This window comes from Halorussus ruber (genome assembly GCF_004765785.1).
Lineage (GTDB): Archaea > Halobacteriota > Halobacteria > Halobacteriales > Haladaptataceae > Halorussus > Halorussus ruber.
The window spans coordinates 179,764-199,770 of record NZ_SBIT01000009.1 but is presented as its reverse complement, the minus strand read 5'-3'; the positions used below and the strand labels follow the sequence as shown (position 1 = coordinate 199,770).

Here is a 20,007-nt window from a genome sequence, read left to right as displayed (position 1 = left end):
CAGCCATCTGACCTTCGAGCGCCTCTTTTTTGTCACTCCGCCTCGCCAGCGGCCGCGCCGTTCGAGGTGCCCGAGGCGTCCGCTCGGGACTCGACGGCGAACAAGCGCGCCCAGACTGCCAGCACCGAGGGCAGGACGAGGACCGACGCGAGGTAGGAGTAGACCACGCTGAGCGCGGTCAGGAGACCGAACTGCCCGATTGCGGGGAACACCGCCAGCACGAGGACGCCGATGCCGAAGACGGTGGTGAGCATGCTCCCGGTCAGCGCGCCGCCGGTCCCGGTGATGGTCCGTCTGAGCGCGGGGAGGGTGTCGTACAGCTCTCGTTCATCAGTAAACCGGTGGACCACGTGGACCGAGTAGTCGATGCCGAGACCGATGGTGATGGCCAGCACCGTCGCGGTGAAGGCGTTGAGTGAGATGCCGACCAACCGCATCGTTCCCGCGAGCGCGGCCACCGTGACCACGATGGGCACGAGGTTGGCGATGCCGAGCGTGGGTCGGCCCGTGAAAACCCAGTAGACGAGGACGAGGAAGACGGCTGTCCCGGCGAGTGCGACCGCGAGGCTGACGATTGCCGACTCGAAGATGAGGTCCGAGATGGCCTGAAAGACCACGATGTTGCCCGTCGCGGTGGCGTCGTAGCGATACCGGTCCGCGACGGTGCGGGCGTCTGCGGTCACTTCCGCCGGGTCGGCGTCGGCCTCGACCGAGTAAATCACGCGGGCGCTCCGGCGGTCCTCCGCGAGGTACTGGCTGGCAACGGGCGCGTACTCCGAGTCGAAGACGGCGGCGTAGATTTCGTCCAGATTGTCGTCGGGGATACCGTTGCCGTCGCGGTCGTTGCGGGCGACGAGGCGGGCGAACTCGGGATTCGTCGCGGCGAGCGACCGGACGACGGTGACGATGCTCTGCTCGCTGGCGCGGCGGGCCGCTCCGGTCCCGGCCCCCGTTCGCTCCGTGATAAAGGTGTCCGGCGGGTCCGCGCCCGCCCGATGGATGGCTTCGAGCGCCACGTCGCGGGTCATCGGCCCCTCGACGTAGATGACCACCTCCTCGTCCTCGCCGGTCTCGAAGTTGTCTTCGAGGAAATTGATATCGCGGGTGACGGTGTATTCGTTGGGTCTGAACGGTTCCGGAAGTGTCCGAAGGTAGTCAGGAGTCTCCTCGGGCGGGAGAAACTGCTCGTCGCTGAAGGAGGTGTCCACCCCGGTCGCGTAGCCCGTCGCCCCGGCGGTGAAGGCGGCGGTGAGCAGGAGGAAAGCGAGGGGCACGCGCCCGGCGATGGCGACCCCGCCGGTCAGCGCACGGCCGAGGACCGAGTCCTCGGAGCCGAGCGGAGTCTGGCTGAAGGTGGGGATGGGGTACTTCTCGCGGGTGTAGTCCAGCAAGACCTTCGCGGAGGGGAGGAAGACGCCGAAGATGAGCGCGGTGAAGACGATGCCGACGCTGGCGACCACGCCGAAGTCGCGGATGGGGATGAGCTGGCTGGTGAGGTTCGACGCGAAGCCGATGACCGAGGTGGTCGTCACGATGAAGAAGGCCACGAGGAGCTGGTCGGTCGCGGTCCGCATCGAGTCGGCGACGCCGAATCCCTCGACGCGCTCCTCGCGGTAGCGGTTGACCGCGTGGATGCCGAAGTCGATGCCGACCGCGAGGAGAAGGGGCGGAACCGCGATGAGAATCTGGTTGAACGCGATGCCCGCGAAGCCCATGAAGCCGAACGTCCAGACGATTGCCATCACGAGCGCGACGATTCCGAGAAGCAAGTCCGCGAGGTCTCGATAGGCGACCACGAGGAAGACGACGATGAGAACCGCCGCGGCGGGCACGACGATGATGAGGGTGTCGCCGATGACGGTCCCGAACTCGGCGTCGATGATGCCCGAACCGAAGACGCGCACGTCGCCGCCGACCGACTCGGTGACTGACTGCATCTCGCGCTGGATGCCCGTCATGGGGTTGATGCCCGCTGCTTGCTGGTCGGCGGCGAGACCGGGAACGGCGTGTTCGACGATGGTAATCGAGGCGGAGGCCGCGGCCGACTGCGGGTTGAAGTCCTTACTCAGGAGGTTCCGGAAGGTGGGATTGCCACGGGCTGCGGCCCGGACCGCGGCGTCGATTCGATTGGGTGTCGCGCGTTCGACCGCCCGGAGTTGCTCCTCGGCGGTGGTGGCCTCGGGGTCGAGGGTCCGCGCGACGATGCTGGCGGGGCCGACTGCGCCGGTTATCCTGAGGCCCTCCCGGCGTTCGAGGCGGTACTGGACCGTGAGCATCCGGACGAGCGCGGGCTTCGAGAGGACGTTTTCCCCGGTGTGGATGAGTTGCGTCGTGGTCGTCCCCGGCCCGAAGGCGGGGTCGAACTCGCGGTTGACCGCCTCCAGCGCGTCCTGTTCGGGCACGTCCTCGGCGAAGCTCTCGGTGCCCGAGTCGGTCGAGACGTTGGTGAATCCGACCGCGAAGACCGCCGTCACGACGAGGAAGGCGGCGACGATTCTGCCCGGTCTGGTGACGATGCGGTCGTCCAGCCAGTCGATGACGCGCTGATAGTCGAGTGCCACGGTGTGTCCCCCAGTTTCCCCGAGTCCGTCTTTCGGCGACGGAGTTCAGACAGAGTAGCACGGCGAGGAGGTTATAGGCGAGGGTCGGACGAGAGCCGGGGTCGGACGACCCGACGAGTTCTGCGGTCGAGCATCGCTGAGTCCGAATAGGTAATAAATACAACCTCTTTAGAAATAATTAGTTGTCTTTAGCACACCTACATCGGTCTGTCAGGGGAGCGAAGGCCGAATCAGCCACGCGGTGCGGTCGCGGTGCTGTGCGATTGCGATACGGTTGCGGTGCTGTGCGATTGCGGTACGGTTGCGGTGCTGTGCGATTGCGATACGGTTGCGGTGCTGTGCGGTCCAGGCTAGCAGTTGTACCGCGAGCGAACGAAGTGAGCGACCGGACCAAGGAATCCCTCGACGGAGCAAGGGCGAGGCGGCAAGCCGCCTCGCCCAAAGCGACGGAGGGAGTGACGCAGGGTTTTCCCCACGTTTTTGCCAGCGAGGGAGCGTCTGAGCCCGCGGCTCAGACCGACCGAGTGCAGCAAAAAGTGGGTCCTATAGATAGCCCTTCACGCTCGCGTGGACCCCCATCGACTCGAAGGTCTCTTCGAGGGCGTCCAGCACCACCGCGAGGTCCTGCTGGAGGTCGTACTCCCGGTATTTCCCGCCCGCCGACCCCTCGTTGATTTCCGTGACGTTGAGGATGCCGAGCATGGCGAGGTCGTCCAGATGTTCACGGAGCCAGCGCGCCGTCAGCGAGTCCTTCCCGGCGGCGTCGGCCAGCGACTTGTAGCGCGTGTAGATTTCTCGGGAGCGAGCGGGCGTGTCGCCCTCGGCTTCGAGCGTGGCGAGGGCGTAGACGACGAGGCGCTCGTGGTCGTTGAGGTCCGCGATGCCGCGGGCGACCTGCTCGCGTTCGAGGAGTTGGCGGCCGCGCCGGACGTGCTCCTCGGCGACTTGCTGGTCGTTCTCCTCGCGGGCGAGGTCACCGGCCTTGAGCAGGAGGTCGAGGGCCTTTCGGGCGTCGCCGGACTCCTGCGCGCCGAACGCGGCGCACAGCGGCACCACGTCGTCGGTCAGCACGTCGTCTTTGAACGCGACTTCCTTGCGCTGTTCGAGGACCGCGCGGAGTTCGTTGGCGTCGTACGTCGAGAAGGAGATAGCGCGTTCGCAGAGCGACGAGCGGACTTTCGGAGAGAGCGAGTCGCGGAAGGTGAGGTCGTTAGAGATGCCGATGAGACCGATGCGGGCCTCGGTGAGATTCTCGTTCTCGCGCGCACGCGAGAGTTGATAAAGTATGGAGTCGTCCTTGAGGTGGTCGATTTCGTCCAGCACGATGAGGATGATGCCGCCGTAGTCGTCGAGTTCCTCCCACATGAGGTCGTAGACCTGCGAGCGCGAGTAGCCCGTCTCGCTGATGTGGTTCGAGGGATTTCGCATGGTGTTGACGAGGTTGCTGGCGACTCGGTACGACGAGTTCAGGCCGTCGCAGTTGATGATTTCCGTGCGAACGTCGAGGTCCTCGTACTGCTCGGCGTTGTCCTCGAGTTTGTTCAGGAGGAATCGCGTCGCGGCGGTCTTGCCCACACCGGCCTTGCCGTAGAGGAAAATATTGTCGGGCTGTTCGCCGTAGATGGCGGGCTGGAGCGCGCCGTGGTACTCCTCCAGTTCGTCGTCACGCCCGACCAGCGTGTCCGGCGTGTAATCGTCCAGTAACGCCTCACGATTAGTGTACGGAGAGTACTCGCGGACGAAGTCGAAAGAGCCCATGGTACTCGTGGCGGAGTAGCGGCCCGGCCTTGAAGCTGTCGAAACCACCCGTTCCGCTGATTCCGCTGATTCATCTGAATCGGTTATTTAAGAAACACCCCCACCCCATCGTTCCGCTGTATTTTCGTAGAGAAGGGTAGGGTGGGTAGTCCTCCGGAACGCTCTCTAGAAAGGGGAAGTTTCTTGTCCTAGTCGTAGAAACAGTATCCGCAAACTAGTCAGAGTAGTCTATTTCGTCTACTTCGGTGAAGGAATTAACTTCGCAACCTCTGTCGAGGAGTCCGGCGACTCGGTCCCACCCCACCGTCCGAGAACGATTCAGAGGAACTCCGGGGTGGGGGATTTTATAAATGAATCGAAACAAACGAAACAGCGGAAATGGTGGTTACGTGTACCACGGGGAGACGCCACGTTTGTCTGCCCGAACACGTCGCCCTTGTCCTCTGAACACGTCGCCCTTGTCTTCCGAACACGTCGCCCTCGTCCGCCCGAACGACTCGCCCGCGTTTGCCCGAGTGACCGATGTCTCGACGCAATCAACCGATGTCCGAGACGAAGCAACCCACCGATGTTCGAGACGACGTGACCAAACGTTCGAGACGAAGCGACCGAACGTTTTTACCTTGATATTTACTCCACTTCTCCGTGGACGACGAATCCCAATTCGGGGAAGCGTCCCGACCCCGAGGAGAGAGGAGCCAACCCCGAGGAGAGAGGAGCCAACCCCGAGGAGAGAGGGGCGCGGTGTACCTCCCGCAGAAGGACTGGAACGCCTACCAGATGTGGGCCGACTACCGCAATCACCTCGTCGAGCGCGACCTCGGGTACGCCGCGGACCTCGGCCTGAACAGCCTCCGGGTGTTCGCCTCCTACGAGTACTGGCGCGAGGAGGGACCGACCTTCTTCGCCCACGTCGAGCATTTCCTGACCGCCTGCGAGGCCCGCGGTATCCGACCGCTCGTCGTCCTGTTCGAGGCCCCGCCGAAGTCCCCGCCCACCGAGGAGAACCTCCACGCGACCGACCCGCGGAACGCCTTCGGCGTCCACTCCCCGTCTCGGTCCGAAGTCCTCCAACCGCGCAACTGGAAGGGGTACGCCCGCTCTCCCATCCACTTCGCGCGGCGGTGGGCGCAGGAGTACGCCGAAGACGACCGCCTCCTCGCCACCGAAATCATGAACGAACCCGGGAAGGTCCAGCCGCGCCGGGACTTCGTCCTCGACGCGCTCCGGGCGGTCCGCCAGCAAACCCCCGATGCGCTCCTCACGATGGGCACGAAAGACGTGCGCTTCGCCAAGTTCTACGACGATAGCGACGCACTCGACGGACTCCGCGGCCTCGACGCCTATCAGTTCCACATGAATCTCCCGAAGAACCCGACTGCGGCCCGGCGTTACGCGGAAACGCAGCGCGCGCTCGCCGACGAAATAGGGGGCACAGGGGACACAGGGGACACAGAATCGAGAAAACCCCTCTGGTGTACCGAGTGGCAGCGCACGCTCGAAGAACCGCCCTCGCGCTTCGCGCCCAACCTCGCCAGCCTCGCGCCGACGATGAACGACCTCCGCGAGGAGGGGACCATCGACGGCGACTTCTTCTGGAGTCTGATGCTCCGCCCGGCCTACCTCCGGAACCCACGCCAGAAGGGCCGGGTCAACGGCCTGTTCCACGCCGACGGCGCGGTCTACTCGAACCTCGACGCCGAGGCCGTCGCCGGGCGCTCGCCCGACCTGCCGGGACGACACTCTTTCCCCAAGTCGTGGCGCGCCCACCAGTTCCCGTATCCGGGGCTAAGTTCCGCCGTGAAGAAGCCAACCGACAGGGACTCGAAATCCGGCGGGATAGAAGCCAAGAGTCCCCCGAACGCGGGCGATTTCCGGGGCCTCCGCGAGTCGCTGGCCGAGCGAATCCGGCGGATACTCGGCTCGGATAAAGAGTAAAATCCGCCTCGCGCTTCTGTCCCGCGCTTCAGAGGATGATGCTCTTCTCGCGGACCATCTCCTCGATGGTCGTGTGAAGCCCCTGCCGACCGATGCCGGAGGCCTTGTTGCCGCCGAAGGGGATGTCGCCGAGGCCGTGGCTCGGAGCGCCGTTGATGCGGACCGCGCCAGCGTCCAACTTCTCGCCGAACCCCATCGCGCGGTCGTAATCCTTGGTGAACACCGCGGCGTCGAGCGCGAGTTCGCCCCGGTTCGCAATCTCGATGGCCTGCTCCTCGTCCTCGAAGGTCGTGACGGCCGCGACCGGCCCGAACTGCTCCTCGTGGACGATGCGGGCGTCGTGGGGGACGTTCGCCAGCAGGGTCGGCTCGAAGTGGATGCCGTCGCGCTCGCCGCCGCGGACGAGGTCCGCGCCCTTCTCGACGGCGTCCTCGACGAGTTCCTCGACCCACTCGGCCTGCCCCTCGTTGATGAGCGGCCCCATCGTGGTGTCCTCCTCGAAGAGGTCGCCGGGTTGCCAGCTATCCATCTCGGCTTCGAGGAGGTCCACCACGTCGTCGTGGACCTCCTCGTGGGCCAGCACTCGGCTCACCGCGGAACATCGCTGACCGGCGTACTTGAACGACCCCTTGGCGCACTGGCCCGCCACGTCGCCCAAGTCGGCGTCGGGGAAGACGACTGCGGGGGCGTTCCCGCCAAGCTCCATGTGGAGATTTACCATGCCGCTCTCCTTGGCGACGTGCTTGCCCGCGCCGCTCGACCCGGTCATCGAGATGGCGTTGATTCGGTCGTCGCCCGAGAGGACGTCGCCGATTTCGCTCGCGCGACCCGACACGAAGTTGAACGCGCCGTCGGGCATGTCGAGTTCGGAGACGACTTCCGACAGAATCGCGGCGCTGACGGGCGTGTCGCTGGCGGGCTTGAGGATGACCGAGTTCCCGGCGGCGATGGCGGGCGCGACCGACAGCGCCGTGGTCGAGACCGGGTAGTTGTAGGGCGTAATCGCCAGCACGGTGCCGATCGGCTCGTGCTTGACGATGGCCTTCCAGCCCTCGTGTCCGGCGGTCGTCCCCTCGCGGAACTCGCCCTTGAGCGCGCGAATCTCCTCCTTCGCGCGGCGGAACCGCTCGGCGGCCGACTCGACCTCGCCGCGGGCCGAGGAGATGGGCTTGCCCGCCTCGCGGACGATGACCTCGGCGAGTTCCTCCTTGCGCTCCAGGAGTCCGTCCGCAATCTGGTCCAACCACTCGGTGCGCTGGGGGATGGTCGTCTCGCGCATCTCGACCTGTGCGGCCTGCGCGGCGGCCAGCGCGTCGTCGGCCTGCTCGGGGCTCGCAGCGGCGACCTGCGCGAACGTCCCGCCGTCCGCGAGGTCGGTGACTTCGAGTACGTCGTCGGCGTCGAGCCATTCGCCGTCGATGTAGAGGCGTTCTCGACGCTGGAGCGGTTGTTGTGACATACCCACCACTTGGCGCTCCGTGGGTAAAATATTTACTCAAAATCGGATTAATGACGATAGCGATACTCGCGTCTCGCCGTCGGAGTTTCTGACCGGACCGCCGCGATTCCAGGCGGCTTCGCCGATGCCCCGATTCCAGACGGCTTCGCCCGTTACCCCGATTCCAGACCGCTTTTCTCCCGCGCTCGCCACCACCCGACCATGACGACGCCCGCTGGCTCTGATACGACGCCCGCTGGCTCTGATACGACGCCCGCTGGCTCCGACGCCTCGGATTCGTCCTCCCCGCCCACGATTGCGGCCTGCCAGATGGCCGTCGCCGACCTCGACGTGGACGCGAACCTCGCCGCAATCGAGGAGCGCGTGGCCGACCTGCCCTCCTCGGTGGACGTGGCGCTGTTCCCCGAGTACGCGCTGACCGGGTTCGTCGCCGACGAGCGACTCCGAGACGTCGCGCTCGCCCGCGACGGCGAGGTGCTGGCCCGCCTGCGCGACCTCGCCGCCGAGTCGGACACCGCGCTTCTGGTCGGGTTCGTGGAGGAAGCGCGGGAGGACGACTCGGTTGTCCACCAGTACAACGCCGCGGCGTACCTTCACCCTGACGGCGACGCGGCGGTCTACCGCAAGCGCCACCTCTGGGCGACCGAGCGCGAGGTCCTCGAACCGGGCGACGAGCGCGTCACGGTCGAGACGCCGGTCGGCACCGCGGGCCTGCTCACCTGCTACGACCTCAACTTCGTCGGCGAGAGCGCGGCCTTCGCCACGCCCGAGGTAGACGCGCTGTTCGTCGTCGGCGCGTGGCCCGCCGCCCACAGCCAGAACTGGAAGCTCCTCCTGCGCGCTCGCGCCCTCGACGGGGTTCGCTGGGTCGTCGGCGCGGGCCGGACCGGGGAGAAGACGGTCGGCGATTCGACCGAGTACGCGGGGCGCTCGCGGGTGGTCCGGCCGGACGGGAGCGTGCAGGCCGGGTTGAACCGGAGCGACCGGGATTTACTCGCGGAGTTGGACCCTGCGGTTTTGCGCGAGTGCCGTGAGTTTATCCCGGTTCTAGAGGATTGAGGGAATTGATATTATTTGTTTAGGAATTAAATAGTTATTCTTACTGTGTGTTCTAATTGCTCTACGAGTCTCGTGACGGAGTGGGATTGATTTGTCGGCGCTACTGGAGAAGCCGAGCAGTAGCTAGCTACTCCCGAAGCCTAGGCGTCTACCGCACCGCTACAGCGAACCACACCCTCCCCAACCGACTGCGTTGCTCGGCCTTCGGCCTGCGCTACTCATCCCTCGCACGCCGATGGCGCGGCACGGAGGCCGCGCCAGCGCGCGCCGGGCCGGAAAATCCACCACCTCGGCGGACTGAAAGGGCGAACCGCGCGAGGGCTTTCGAGGACATCGCGGTCCTGTTTACTCCTGCGGTTCCCGTCCGCTTCTGCGGTTCTCGCCTACCTCCTCGGTCCCATCCACTCCTACGATTCCCACACGAAACGTTCCGAAGGCCTCCAATCCGCGAGTAGGCTTAAGCGCCCGCCGATGGTACCCGGTGCAGGAGGAGAATTAGCATGAGTCAACAGCGACAGGTACGCCAGCAGGCGGGCACCGTCGAGGGCAACGCCGTCCGATTCGACTCCGAGAAGGCCCAGCAGGTCGTGGAGGCGCTGAACGCCGACCTCGCGGCGACGTACGTCCTCTATCACCAGCTCCGCAAGCACTACTGGACCGTCGCCGGAGCGCAGGCGCGTGACCTCGACCGGTTTTTCGGCGAGGCCGCAGGCAGGGCCGAGGAGCGCGCCGACGCGCTCGCCCGGCGAATCGGCGAAATCGGCGGCGTGCCCGTGAGCGGTCCGGCCGCGCTGGAGCGCCACAGTCCGGTCCCCTTCGAGGGCGAGGACGTCTACGACGTGCGGGCCTCGCTCGAAAGCGACCTCGAAGCCTACGGCGACCTCATCGAGAGCGTCAGCAGTCACATCCAACTGGCCGAGAGCCTCGGCGACCACGCCACGGGCCACCTGCTCCGCGAGCAGTTGGTTGACCTCGAATCCGACGCCCACGCCATCGACGGCTTTCTGGCCCACGACTCGCTGACGCTCTGGTAGTCCTCCCGAAATCTCGCTACCCCGGTCGATTCTCGCGGTTGATAATCCGCGAGAGGTTTATTACCACGTGACTTTTTCTAACGAATAACGCTCGATGGTGTCGAAAGCGTTCTTCACGGGTTCGAAATATCTCGTCGAGGAGAACGACGGGCGTCACGGCTACGTCCGCTACAACGGCGAGCGATTTCTCGAAGCGCTCTCGTCGGCGGGCCAGAAAGTCGTCCGCCTGCCCGTCGACGCCGACGCGGAGAAGTCGGCCTACCTCAAAGCCTTGGTCAGTCTCAACGAGAGCTATTTCGAGGCCCGCGAGTACGAGGACGACGCCAAGGGCAAGTACCTCAAGCACGACGAGAACGCCGAGCAACTCTTCCGCATCGAGACCGCCGAGCGGCTCGGCGACTGCGTGGGCGAACTCCGGACCCTGCTGTCGGCCCACGACGCCCTCCTCGAATCCGCACTCGAACAGGCCGAGAGCCAGCGAGACAGAAAGACCGTGCGCTCGACCCTGCTAGCCTGTACGAACCGGGCCGTCAGCGAGGGGTGGTTTCCCGTCTTCGAGTCGTACTACTACAGCCTCAGCCCCCGCGAACTCGTCGCGGAGGACCGCGAACGCCGGAAACAGCGCATCGAGGGCACCGAGGAGTCCCGCGGCATTCGGGAACTGCTCGGCAAGCCCCACTTCGACCGACTCGGCGAGCGCGACCTCCGCCGGATACGCAAAATCAATCGGGACTCGCCGGGGGGCGACCCGAAGGTCTGGAAGCGACTCCTCGAAGACTACCGGTGGTACGTCGGCCGCGAGCGCGACCGGACAGTCGCCGCGGGGAGCGGCGCGAAGGGGTGAAAAAGCGGCTACAGCGGCACCCAGTCGGTCGTGATTTTGGGGTCCTGCAGGTGCCAGCGTTGCTCTACCTCGCTGTCTGCGTGCCGGACCTCTACGACCGCGTCGAACAGCGTCTCCAACTCCTCGACCGTCTCGGACCCGTACTCGCTGGGCAGATGATAGTGGGCCATCCCGTCGAACTTCTCGACCGTCTCGGTGAGTCCGAGCAGGAACCGGCGTACGTCCCGGCCCTCGCGGTCGGCGACCAGCGGCGTAATCGAGTCGAAGCAGAGCCGTAGCTCTGCGGGCGAGAGACCGCCGGACTCGTCGTCGAACTCCTCGATGGTCTCCTCGACTGCGGTCCCGAGGTCCCGGAGGTCGTCGCTCTCGACCGCGTACTGGTGGAACTGCGGTCCGCTGGAGTCCCGAAATCCGGGCCCACCGAGCGAATCGACGTCGTCGCGGTCGGGTCTTCCCGAGTCAGACTCGCCGGACTCAGGCCCGCCACAGTCGGTCGCGGTCCCGCCCCGGACGTCGGCGTCCCAGTCGATAACCGCGGCGGCGTCGGTGTACGGCCCCGACTGGACCGATTTGAGCCTCGCGTGCGCTCTCGGCGGTCGGGTGTCTGTCGTTACGAACAGTCGATACCGAGGCCCGGCGCTCGACTCCCCCAAGAGTCGCTGACAGGCCGAATCCAGCGCGTCGGTGCCGACGAGTAGGATGTTACACCCGTTTCGCTTGAGGTCGGCCAACCGATGCCGAAATCGCGCTGTCGCTTTCGAACTCCCCCTTCGTTCCTCCCCACACATTGATTCACCAATAACGGCTAGAAGTGCAATAAGTATTTCGGAGGGTTGAAAAGCGACGGCTGAACCCTCGGCAAGAAACGTGGGCGAGCGGAGACCTTTCAGATTCCCCGCCCCGAGTGTGGGTCGATGAGCGACCATCTCTTCAGTCCGCTGTCGATTCGCGGAACCGAAGTCCGAAACCGCGTGATGGTGTCGCCGATGTGCCAGTACTCCTGCGACGGCGACGGTCTGGCCACCGACTGGCACGAGGTCCACCTCGGGAGTCGAGCCACCGGGGGCGCGGGCATCGTGATGACCGAGGCGACCGCGGTCGAACCCCGCGGCCGAATCTCGCCCGACGACCTCGGCATCTGGAGCGACGACCACGCCGAGGCGCTCGCGCCCATCGCCGACTTCATCGCCGAGCGCGGCGCGACCCCGGCAATCCAGTTGGCCCACGCCGGGCGGAAGGCCAGCAAGACGCCGCCGTGGGACGGCAGCGTTCCCCTCCAACCCGACGAGGGCGGCTGGGAGACCCTCGCGCCGAGCGCGGTTCCCTACCCCTTCGACGAAGACGAACCGCCCGTGACGAAGCAGATGACTGACGACGACATCGCCGCGGTCAAAGACGCCTTCGTCACCGGGGCCGAGCGCGCCCTCGACGCTGGCTTCGAGATTGCAGAGGTCCACGCCGCCCACGGGTATCTCCTCCACGAGTTCCTCTCGCCCGCGACGAACCGCCGCGAGGACGAGTACGGCGGCGACTTCGAGGGCCGAACCCGCCTCGTCCGCGAAATCGTCTCCGAGGTCCGAGCGGTCTGGCCCGACGACAAACCGGTGTTCGTCCGGGTCTCGGCGACCGACTGGCTCCCCGACCGCGAGTCGTGGACCGCCGAGGAGACCGCCCGACTCGCGCCCCTCCTCGCCGACGCTGGCGCGGACCTCATCGACGTGAGTGCCGGGGGAATCCACCCCGACCAGCAGATTCCCCAGACAGGACCCAACTATCAGGTGCGCTACGCCGAGCGCGTGGCCGAGGAGACCGACGCGCTCGTCGGCGCTGTCGGCGGGATTTCCGAACCCGCGCAGGCCGACGCGCTGATTCGGAACGAGCGCGCCGACCTCGCCATCGTCGGCCGGGAACACCTCCGAGACCCCTACTTCGCGCTCCACGCCGCCGAGGAGTTGGGTGCGGACGAGGACGTCGAGTGGCCGATTCAGTACCGGCGCGCAGTCGGAAACTAGCTCCGGGGCCTTTCGCTGGCCTCCCGCCTATCGACCAGCAGTTTGCGGACGATTGCGACGACGCCGACCAGAAACGCGAGGACGCCTCCGAGGACGACGAACAGGCCGATGAGGCGGGCGAACGGGTTGCCTGCGGTCCCGGAGACGAACTGGCCGAAGAGCATTCCGATCCACCCGACGACGAGGACGCCGTAGAGTTTCAGCAGTTCGTCGTGGGTCGCGTAGTCGAGCGCGTCGCGGGCAGAGATTCGGGGCGTATCCGTGGCGGATGCGTCTTCGGAGGACATACCTCGGAGTGACGCGCAGGCGACAAAATTCTTCGTGATTTAGGGTTGCGAACTCGTCACACACCTGAGCAACCTATTTGTCCGGCCCGAACGCGCCCTTCGGTATGGACTACCGCGAACTTCCGGACGACCGGAAGGAGGAGTTTCAGGAGTTCCTCCACTACGCTTTCAACCTCCAAGAGGGGCCGCAGGACGACTACGAGTGGGACCCCGACGAGCAACCCGGCGCGGACAGGGTCCTGCTCGACGGCGACGAGATGCTCTGCGTCTGCGCTCACCACTGGTTCCAGACCTCGCTCCGGGGCCAGCAGTTCGAGATGCCCGGCCTGTCGGCGGTGGCCTCGCCGCCGGACCACCGCCGGGAGGGCAACGTCACCCGCCTCCTCGCGGAGTCGCTGTCGGAGTACCGCGAGCGCGGGGCCTTTCTGACGGCGCTCTGGGCGTTCGAGCATCCCTTCTACGAGCGACAGGGCTGGGGACTGGCGACCAAGTGGACTCGCTACGAGTGCGACCCCGAGGCCCTCGCGTTCACTCGGGACTCTCCTCTCGCTGGCGGGGAGTTCCGCTCCGTGGAGGCCGACGAGTACGAGCGCCTCGCGGAAATTCTCGCCGCCGACAACGAGGGCTACGAACTCTCCATCGAGCGCACCGAGGAGTGGTGGCGCGAGCGCACCCTCGGCAGTTGGCGGACCGACCCCTACGCCTACGGCTGGGAGAGAGACGGCGAACTCCGGGGCTACGTCGTCTACCGCGTCGAAGGGGGCGACGAGGGCAAGCGCCTCGACGCCCACGAGTTCGTGGCTCCCGACCTCGAAGCCCGAATCAACCTCCTGCGCTTCCTCGCCAACCACGACTCGCAGGTCGAGCGCGTCCGCATCGACGGCCCGGTCGATACCGGCCTGCTGGACATGGCCGAGGACCCCGCCGACGTGGACTGCGAGGTCAAACCCGGCCCGATGGTCCGCCTCGTGGACGTGCCCGCCGGTTTCGAGGCCGTGGAGTACCCGACCGACCTCGACGCCGAGTTCACGCTCTCGGTCGCCGACCCGCTCGCCGACTGGAACGACGGCACCTTCCGGGTCACGGTCGAGGAGGGCCGCGCTACCTGCGAACCCGTGGCCGAAAGCTCCGCCACGACGACCGACGCGGACACGTCGCACAGCGCCGACGCGGACGTGTCCGCCGGTGTCGGCGCGCTCTCGCAGGTTTTCGTCGGCTACCACTCGGTCGCGGACGCCGAGGCGCTGGCCGACCTCGAAGTTCGGGACTCCTCGGCGCGCGACGCCCTCGCGGCGATGTTCCCCGAGCGCGACGTGTTCCTTCGAGAACGGTTCTGAGCTGGCGGGAAAGCGAGGCTCGGACATTTTTTAATTTTCTAAGAAAATATTTTCAATTGCTGAAAATTGCTAGAAATTGCTTCAGACCATCTGGCGCGCGCTGGCGCGGCCTCCTGTAGCCGCGCCGAACCGCGCGAGGTCTTCGTGAGCAAAGCGAACGAAGGTTCGGCAGACGCGGTTTGTCTGCCGGTGGATGACTGAACGACCGAACGAAGTGAGGAAGTGAAGGAAGAGGGTGGGGAGGTGTGAGGCCCGCGGTCGCGGGGCGGTGCGGAAAACTCCTCGGCTTCGGCAGTAGCTCGCTTCCTCTGGGCAGTCATCACCTCCCTTCTCGGCGTCCATTCCCGATTCACGACTCACTTCCGAAATCAGCCCTCGGAAAACCGTCCAACCCCACTCCCGAAAGCGCCCAAACTCTTTACCGCGCGACACGTAGGCCCTGCCATGAGAGACGACCGCGACGACCGGCGCGACTCCTCCAGAGACCCCGAGGAGTTGGACGAGCGCGTCGAGGAACTCGAAGCCCGCGTCCGCGAACTCCGCGACGAGTTGGGCAGACCGCCGGAGGGACCGCTGGGCCTGCCGCGCCCGCCGACGCCGCGCGAGGTCCTGTCGTTCACCGGCGAGTACGCCATCCCGACCGCCATCGCCGTGCTGGAGGCCAACATCCGGGCGCTGAAGGCGCTCGAACAGGTCATCCGCGTGCTGGACCCCGAGCGGAGCGTCGTGAACGAGGAGCGCGACCGACTCGAACGCCGCGCGAGCGACGCGAGCCGACTCACCCTCGACCGCCTCGAATCGGCGCTCGAGGACGTGGAGACGACGATTCGGGAGAGCGACCTGCCCCGCGAGGACGAGGCCCGGAGCATCCTCGACGACGCCCGGCGCATCAACCGCGAGATACGCGACCGGGTCGAGCGCGAGAGCCGAGAGGTCGCCGAGTCCCGCGAGCGAGAGCGAGACATCAACCGCGAGCGCACCGACTCGGACGGAGACGAGGCCGACCGCGACCGGACTGGCCGGAATCGAACTGACCGCGACCGCTCGGCGGGAGACTTGGACGAACCGACGACCATCGAAATCGCCGACGAGAGCGGGGACGGCGACACGGACGAAACCGAGGAGAACCGAGCGGACGACGCCGGAACGGAATCGCCCGACGAGGACGCCGACCGCGCCGAGGTGGACGTCGAGGCCGAACTCGAATCCATCAAGCAGGAACTCGAAGAGCGCCAGCGCGGCGACCCGAGCGTCGGCGCGGGCGAGGCGAGCGCAGACGACTCCGAGGGCGAGGAGGCGGAAGCGTCGGAGTCTGACGACTCGGAAGGCGATACTTCCAAATCAGACGACGCAGACGACCCCGCGGACAGCGACGAATAGCTACTCCGCGCCGATTTTTTCCGCGACCGACTCCTCGCCCCGGAGTCGGCGGTAGAGTCGCCGGGCGAGCGTCGGGCGAGCGTCGGGTCGGCCCGCGGACCACGCGAGGAGGGCGATGCCGACCCCCGCCGCGAGCATGGCGTAGTTGGCGGCGTCGTTGGTCGCGCGAACGAGGTCCAGCGAGTAGAGCGCGGGCGAGACGGGGTAAATCGGCATCACGCCCCACGGGTTGAGCAGGTCCGCGAGCAGGTGGGCCACGACCGCGAAACTCCCGAGGAAGAACGCCCAGAGCGCGCCCCTGATGGCTTCGCGGCGGGGCCGCTTGACGAGCGACGACGCCACGACCAGCACGCAGAGGGTGCCGACCGCGAGCGCGAACCAGAGCGTGTGAGTCACGCCCCGGTGGACCAGAACCTCGAACTGACCGTCCATGTCCGGAAAGAGGGCGTAGGAGAGGACGATACCGCCGCCGGAGAGGGCGTCCCGGACGTACCCCCGCGAGAGCAGGGCGTACCCGACCACGGCGTAGAGGGCGAGCGCCATCCCGTAGTGGCCCGGCGGAAACATACCGAGAACCGGCCGTGGATTCAATGTTAATCTATCGGTTTATCAGATGTTGACAGTCAGACACGCGAGAAGTTGATAGCGACTGGTCGCGTAGCAGTATCGTTATGAGTCTGACACCGCTGTTCGGACCCGTACCGGGCGGAATGGAAATGATGATTATCCTGCTGGTCGCCGTCCTGCTGTTCGGCGCGAACAAACTCCCGAAACTCGCGCGCTCGACCGGGCAAGCGATGGGCGAGTTCAAGAAAGGCCGCGAGGACATCGAGCGCGAGATCCGGGAGTCGGCCGAGAGCATCGAGCGGGGCGTTTCGGGTGATGACGACTTCTAGGACCAGACCGCGAACGTCTGAAATCCTGTTGTCTAAACATCTTTTTGGGAATGTGAGTCTATCCGTTAGTCGAAATAGCGAACTAACGTCTACCTTTCGAGTCGCTGGTTCCGGATTCGATTCCCTTGTATGAATTCTAGAGTCCGAATTATATATGTCGAGATAAAATATTATATAACATAAGGATAGAAATTATTCAAACAGGCCGGGTTATATCCGACTGCATGGCAGAAAAAAGCGAAGAAGGAAGTGCTGAAAAAAGAAGAAAAATTCTACGGATGATGGGCCTTACTGCCTCCGCAGGAGTTACCGGAAGTAACTTCTCTGGATTAGCAACAGCCGGAGGGTCAGCAGACAGAATTAGTGACTCAGACTCCCCCGATGTTGGAACAGAAATGAATCTCCCAGCAGGTGGTGGAGGCCTTTCAGACACAGAATGGGATACTACTAACTCAGAACAGGATTACCAGGTAACATACGATATCCTTGACGACTATATAAATCCGGGCGATCTGCCGATTGACGCGTGTTACCAGTATGATAATGGAAATGAAGTGTGTGTTTCGACGGCATCACAAATTCTGAAGGGGACGAGAGAGTGTAGTAGTGGAACAACTCCTGTACTTCACTCGATTAAAGTCACGATTCAAGATTATCAGGCTGGTTCCCTGAGTACTGATTTGAACATTTGGGTTGGAGTTGATGACGGTGGATGTCTTTGGGTTGGACAAGAAAATACTGGTGCCTGTGTTCAACTTCCAACACCTGCTTGTGACGCGGGGTATAAAAAAGATAATCTCGTGGACGAGCCTTCTCCTTGGGTCAATGCGCTTCAGGAAGTTGCAAATTGGCTTGAAAATAATCAAGAGGAGTTAGTGTATACGGGTGCCCTGCTCGGTGGATTCGCCTTGGCGGTTTTCCTGCTTCCGCTGAGTTCAATTGTATCTGGATTGCTCGTTGCGGCAGGACTCGCATCGTCCACATCGTAATAATTAAGCACATTAACCGGTGATTTTTTAACATGACTTTCCAGATTCGGGATAGAGCGATCGCAGCTCTTAGCTTGATTTCGCTCATATCCGGGACTACTATCGTAATTCTTCTTCTTGGCTCTAGTGATCTGTATAGTTCCGTACTTATTTCGATTCCTGCCGGAGTACCCTCGATACTGTATTTAGGATTCAAAGGTGTCGAGCAGTTCGACTATACACGGTATACGAACCGAAAGACGCAGAAACGCCGATTCGCCGAAGCGGTAGGGGCAACAACTGCTGGCGGTCTCATCGGCGTACCGGTAGGAATAGCAATTTTTCGAGGAATTTTTTCGGCCGTCGGAGGCGTGCCCTTTCTGGTCGCCGGTTCCGTGACGTTCGTGCTTGCTTCTATCGCAGGAATACTCGTGATTTTCAAAATTAACGAAGAATACCTATCGTAAAGGGATTCCAGCACTACGAATTATCCAACTACATTCGCCCTACTTCCAGACCAGTCCCTCGACGCTCCCGGTCATCACGTCCTCGTCGCTGTCGTTCCAGCAGGTGACGGACCCTTCGAGTTCGTAGTGGTCGTCGCGCACGGACACGGTGTCGATTTCCATCTCGCAGGTCAGCGTCTCGCCGGTGTAGACCGGTCGATGGAAATCGAACGCCATCGAGCGCCCGAGGACTTCGAGTTCGCCGCCGATTTTGGTCGGCATCGTGGCCGTGAGCAGGCCGTGGACCAGCAGTCGGCCCTCGTCGTCGGGTTCGAGGTGGCGAGATTGCTCGTCGCCCGAGAGGTCGGCGAACTGGCGGACTTCCTCGGGGGTAAACGAACGCTCGAAACGGTGTGTGTCGCCCTCGCGTGGTCGAGTCATTCGTTCTCCCTGTCGGGCGTCTCGACAAAAATGCGTCCGGTTCGAAAAAACTCTACGCCGATTCGAACCGATACCCGTCCCATTCCTGACTCTCGCGCTCCCGAATCCCGGCGTCGGGATTTCGCAACTCCTCGGCGTACACCGGCCGGACTTCGTCGCCGATTTCGACCTCGCTGTCCTCCGCGAGTTGACCGATTGCGCGCACTGAAGTCCCCTCGACTTCGAACTCCACGATTGCCAGCGAGTTCGGTTGCCGGACGCCCGGCGGGGGCGCGGTGTTCGTCGTCCACGTCACGACTTCACCAATCTCGTCGCTGAGGTCGATTTCCTCGGTCTGTTCCTCACCGCACTCCGGGCAGAGTTCGTGGCCCGGATAGGTCACGTGCCCGTTCGGGCATCGGTAGGCGTTCAGGGTCATCTCAGGGTTCCTCCATGATGGTGGTGGTCACGCAGTTGCCGAAGCCGCCGACGTTGCAGGCCAGTCCGACCTCGGCCTCGACCTGCCGGTCGCCCGCCTCGCCGAGCAACTGCTGGTGGATTTCGTAGGCCTGTGCGACGCCGCTCGCGCCGAGTGGGTGGCCCTTCGATTTGAGGCCGCCCGAGGTGTTGATGGGTAACTCGCCATCGCGCTCGGTGACGCCCTCCTCGACGGCCTTCCAGCCCTCGCCCTGCTCGAAGAAGCCGACGGCCTCGCTCTGGAGGAATTCGAGGATAGTGAACATGTCGTGGAGTTCCGCCACGTCCACGTCGTCGGGTTCGCGGTCGGCCATCTCGTAGGCCGTGTCGGAACTCTCGACCGCCGCGCCCATGACGGTCGGGTCGTCGCGCTCGTGGACGACGTGGGTGTCGGTCGCGCCGCCGATGCCCGAAATCACGGTGTACTCGTCCTCGGGGACGAGTTCTTGAGCGACCGATTCCGAACAGAAGAGGAGTCCGGCGCTCCCGTCGGTAATCGGACAGAAGTCGTAGAGGCGCAGGGGGTCGGCCACGATGGGCGACTCCATCACGGTCTCCAAATCGACCTCCTTGCGGAACTGGGCGTGGGGGTTGTCGAGGCCGTTCTCGTGGTTCTTGACGGCGACTTTCGCCAGACTCTCGCGCGGGGCGTCGTACTCGTGGAGGTATCTGCGGGCCGTGAGACCGGCGAAACTGGGGAGCGTGACGCCGTGCTTGTACTCGACGGGGTGCGTGAGCGAAGCGATGACGTCGGTGGCTTCCGCCGTCGTGCGGTGGGTCATCTTCTCGCCGCCGACGAGCAGGGTCATCTCCGAGGCCCCGGAGGCGACCGACTGCCACGCGGCGTAGATTCCGGCCCCGCCGGAGGCGGAGGTCTGGTCAACGCGCTGTGTGTAGGCTGGCATCGCGCCGAGGTCGTGGGCCAGCGCGTTGCAGACGCCGGTCTGACCCTCGAACTCGCCGCTGGCCATGTTCGAGACGTAGAGGTGGTCCACCTCGTCGGGGGCCACGCCCGCGTCGTCGAGGCACTCGCGCCCGGCTTGGGCGAGGAGTCCGCGCAACCACTCCTCGCGCTCGCCGAACTTGGTCATCGAGGCTCCGATGATTGCGACTCGGTCCATGCCTGTGAGA

At 64.5% G+C, this 20,007-nt stretch carries 19 protein-coding genes; 10 read left to right on the top strand and 9 right to left on the bottom strand.

Annotated elements, in window-relative coordinates:
- Nucleotides 1–32: 32 nt before the first annotated feature.
- Complete coding sequence (locus EPL01_RS15600; RefSeq protein WP_135826203.1) at nt 33–2,561, bottom strand: efflux RND transporter permease subunit; 2,529 nt, start codon at nt 2,559–2,561, stop codon at nt 33–35.
- A gap of 543 nt (nt 2,562–3,104) precedes the next feature.
- Entirely contained in the window at nt 3,105–4,319 is a 1,215-nt protein-coding gene (locus EPL01_RS15595) for a Cdc6/Cdc18 family protein (protein ID WP_135826202.1), read from the bottom strand.
- 645 nt (nt 4,320–4,964) lie between these two features.
- Here EPL01_RS15595 and EPL01_RS15590 point away from each other — a divergent pair.
- Nucleotides 4,965–6,257: a glycoside hydrolase 5 family protein gene (locus tag EPL01_RS15590; RefSeq protein ID WP_135826201.1), complete on the top strand. Its 1,293-nt coding sequence runs from the start codon at nt 4,965–4,967 to the stop codon at nt 6,255–6,257.
- 28 nt (nt 6,258–6,285) lie between these two features.
- Here the strand turns inward: EPL01_RS15590 and EPL01_RS15585 are convergent, their stop codons facing one another.
- Nucleotides 6,286–7,716: an aldehyde dehydrogenase family protein gene (locus EPL01_RS15585; protein WP_135826200.1), complete on the bottom strand. Its 1,431-nt coding sequence runs from the start codon at nt 7,714–7,716 to the stop codon at nt 6,286–6,288.
- 201 nt (nt 7,717–7,917) lie between these two features.
- Here EPL01_RS15585 and EPL01_RS15580 point away from each other — a divergent pair, with 201 nt between their 5' ends.
- The 3 genes from EPL01_RS15580 to EPL01_RS15570 all read left to right on the top strand — a co-directional run bounded on the left by EPL01_RS15580 (nt 7,918) and on the right by EPL01_RS15570 (nt 10,653).
- On the top strand, nt 7,918–8,775 hold the full coding sequence (locus EPL01_RS15580) for a carbon-nitrogen hydrolase family protein (protein WP_135826199.1): 858 nt from the start codon (nt 7,918–7,920) through the stop codon (nt 8,773–8,775).
- A gap of 500 nt (nt 8,776–9,275) precedes the next feature.
- Nucleotides 9,276–9,809 (top strand): DNA starvation/stationary phase protection protein DpsA, encoded by a 534-nt coding sequence (dpsA, locus tag EPL01_RS15575; protein ID WP_135826198.1) that lies wholly within the window; start codon nt 9,276–9,278, stop codon nt 9,807–9,809.
- A gap of 94 nt (nt 9,810–9,903) precedes the next feature.
- Nucleotides 9,904–10,653 (top strand): hypothetical protein, encoded by a 750-nt coding sequence (locus EPL01_RS15570; protein ID WP_135826197.1) that lies wholly within the window; start codon nt 9,904–9,906, stop codon nt 10,651–10,653.
- An 8-nt stretch (nt 10,654–10,661) separates the two neighbouring features.
- Here EPL01_RS15570 and EPL01_RS15565 read toward each other — a convergent pair whose 3' ends face one another.
- Nucleotides 10,662–11,384 carry a DUF7504 family protein gene (locus EPL01_RS15565; RefSeq protein WP_135826196.1) on the bottom strand — a complete coding sequence of 241 codons (723 nt, stop codon included), beginning with the start codon at nt 11,382–11,384 and terminating at the stop codon, nt 10,662–10,664.
- A 183-nt stretch (nt 11,385–11,567) separates the two neighbouring features.
- Here EPL01_RS15565 and EPL01_RS15560 point away from each other — a divergent pair, with 183 nt between their 5' ends.
- Nucleotides 11,568–12,665, top strand: a complete 1,098-nt coding sequence (locus EPL01_RS15560) for an NADH:flavin oxidoreductase/NADH oxidase (RefSeq protein WP_135826195.1) — start codon at nt 11,568–11,570, stop codon at nt 12,663–12,665.
- Here the strand turns inward: EPL01_RS15560 and EPL01_RS15555 are convergent.
- Complete coding sequence (locus tag EPL01_RS15555) at nt 12,662–12,952, bottom strand: hypothetical protein (RefSeq protein WP_135826194.1); 291 nt, start codon at nt 12,950–12,952, stop codon at nt 12,662–12,664. The genes EPL01_RS15560 and EPL01_RS15555 overlap by 4 nt on opposite strands.
- 104 nt (nt 12,953–13,056) lie before the next feature.
- Between EPL01_RS15555 and EPL01_RS15550 the strand changes: the two genes are divergently transcribed.
- Nucleotides 13,057–14,289, top strand: a complete 1,233-nt coding sequence (locus EPL01_RS15550) for a GNAT family N-acetyltransferase (protein WP_135826193.1) — start codon at nt 13,057–13,059, stop codon at nt 14,287–14,289.
- Between the two features lie 444 nt (nt 14,290–14,733).
- Entirely contained in the window at nt 14,734–15,669 is a 936-nt protein-coding gene (locus EPL01_RS15545) for a DUF7547 family protein (RefSeq protein WP_210424168.1), read from the top strand.
- On the opposite strand, the gene EPL01_RS15540 is transcribed toward EPL01_RS15545, so the two are convergent.
- Nucleotides 15,670–16,236 carry a metal-dependent hydrolase gene (locus tag EPL01_RS15540; RefSeq protein WP_135826192.1) on the bottom strand — a complete coding sequence of 189 codons (567 nt, stop codon included), beginning with the start codon at nt 16,234–16,236 and terminating at the stop codon, nt 15,670–15,672.
- 104 nt (nt 16,237–16,340) lie between these two features.
- Here EPL01_RS15540 and EPL01_RS15535 point away from each other — a divergent pair, with 104 nt between their 5' ends.
- The 3 genes from EPL01_RS15535 to EPL01_RS15525 all read left to right on the top strand — a co-directional run bounded on the left by EPL01_RS15535 (nt 16,341) and on the right by EPL01_RS15525 (nt 18,000).
- Complete coding sequence (locus EPL01_RS15535) at nt 16,341–16,565, top strand: Sec-independent protein translocase subunit TatA/TatB (protein WP_210424167.1); 225 nt, start codon at nt 16,341–16,343, stop codon at nt 16,563–16,565.
- Nucleotides 16,566–16,789: 224 nt separating this feature from the next.
- The gene (locus EPL01_RS15530) at nt 16,790–17,554 is read left to right on the top strand and encodes a hypothetical protein (RefSeq protein WP_135826190.1); all 765 of its coding nucleotides are present in this window, start codon (nt 16,790–16,792) and stop codon (nt 17,552–17,554) included.
- A gap of 32 nt (nt 17,555–17,586) precedes the next feature.
- Entirely contained in the window at nt 17,587–18,000 is a 414-nt protein-coding gene (locus EPL01_RS15525) for a hypothetical protein (protein ID WP_135826189.1), read from the top strand.
- Nucleotides 18,001–18,039: 39 nt separating this feature from the next.
- Here EPL01_RS15525 and EPL01_RS15520 read toward each other — a convergent pair whose 3' ends face one another.
- The 3 genes from EPL01_RS15520 to EPL01_RS15510 are packed head-to-tail and all read right to left on the bottom strand — an operon-like array spanning nt 18,040 to nt 19,997.
- Complete coding sequence (locus tag EPL01_RS15520; RefSeq protein ID WP_135826188.1) at nt 18,040–18,420, bottom strand: FAS1-like dehydratase domain-containing protein; 381 nt, start codon at nt 18,418–18,420, stop codon at nt 18,040–18,042.
- 52 nt (nt 18,421–18,472) lie between these two features.
- Nucleotides 18,473–18,838 (bottom strand): Zn-ribbon domain-containing OB-fold protein, encoded by a 366-nt coding sequence (locus EPL01_RS15515; protein WP_135826187.1) that lies wholly within the window; start codon nt 18,836–18,838, stop codon nt 18,473–18,475.
- Between the two features lies 1 nt (nt 18,839).
- Nucleotides 18,840–19,997 (bottom strand): thiolase family protein, encoded by a 1,158-nt coding sequence (locus EPL01_RS15510; RefSeq protein ID WP_135826186.1) that lies wholly within the window; start codon nt 19,995–19,997, stop codon nt 18,840–18,842.
- Nucleotides 19,998–20,007: the final 10 nt, after the last annotated feature.

Excerpts from the sequence above, each read along its gene's own strand:
- EPL01_RS15595 (WP_135826202.1), bottom strand. The coding sequence starts at position 4,319 with ATGGGCTCTTTCGACTTCGTCCGCGAGTACTCTCCGTACACTAATCGT.
- EPL01_RS15535 (WP_210424167.1), top strand. The coding sequence starts at position 16,341 with ATGAGTCTGACACCGCTGTTCGGACCCGTACCGGGCGGAATGGAAATG.
- EPL01_RS15570 (WP_135826197.1), top strand. The coding sequence starts at position 9,904 with ATGGTGTCGAAAGCGTTCTTCACGGGTTCGAAATATCTCGTCGAGGAG.
- EPL01_RS15520 (WP_135826188.1), bottom strand. The coding sequence starts at position 18,420 with ATGACTCGACCACGCGAGGGCGACACACACCGTTTCGAGCGTTCGTTT.
- EPL01_RS15530 (WP_135826190.1), top strand. The coding sequence starts at position 16,790 with ATGGCAGAAAAAAGCGAAGAAGGAAGTGCTGAAAAAAGAAGAAAAATT.
- EPL01_RS15510 (WP_135826186.1), bottom strand. The coding sequence starts at position 19,997 with ATGGACCGAGTCGCAATCATCGGAGCCTCGATGACCAAGTTCGGCGAG.
- EPL01_RS15580 (WP_135826199.1), top strand. The coding sequence starts at position 7,918 with ATGACGACGCCCGCTGGCTCTGATACGACGCCCGCTGGCTCTGATACG.
- EPL01_RS15560 (WP_135826195.1), top strand. The coding sequence starts at position 11,568 with ATGAGCGACCATCTCTTCAGTCCGCTGTCGATTCGCGGAACCGAAGTC.
- EPL01_RS15515 (WP_135826187.1), bottom strand. The coding sequence starts at position 18,838 with ATGACCCTGAACGCCTACCGATGCCCGAACGGGCACGTGACCTATCCG.
- EPL01_RS15585 (WP_135826200.1), bottom strand. The coding sequence starts at position 7,716 with ATGTCACAACAACCGCTCCAGCGTCGAGAACGCCTCTACATCGACGGC.
- dpsA (WP_135826198.1), top strand. The coding sequence starts at position 9,276 with ATGAGTCAACAGCGACAGGTACGCCAGCAGGCGGGCACCGTCGAGGGC.
- EPL01_RS15525 (WP_135826189.1), top strand. The coding sequence starts at position 17,587 with ATGACTTTCCAGATTCGGGATAGAGCGATCGCAGCTCTTAGCTTGATT.
- EPL01_RS15550 (WP_135826193.1), top strand. The coding sequence starts at position 13,057 with ATGGACTACCGCGAACTTCCGGACGACCGGAAGGAGGAGTTTCAGGAG.
- EPL01_RS15555 (WP_135826194.1), bottom strand. The coding sequence starts at position 12,952 with ATGTCCTCCGAAGACGCATCCGCCACGGATACGCCCCGAATCTCTGCC.
- EPL01_RS15545 (WP_210424168.1), top strand. The coding sequence starts at position 14,734 with ATGAGAGACGACCGCGACGACCGGCGCGACTCCTCCAGAGACCCCGAG.
- EPL01_RS15540 (WP_135826192.1), bottom strand. The coding sequence starts at position 16,236 with ATGTTTCCGCCGGGCCACTACGGGATGGCGCTCGCCCTCTACGCCGTG.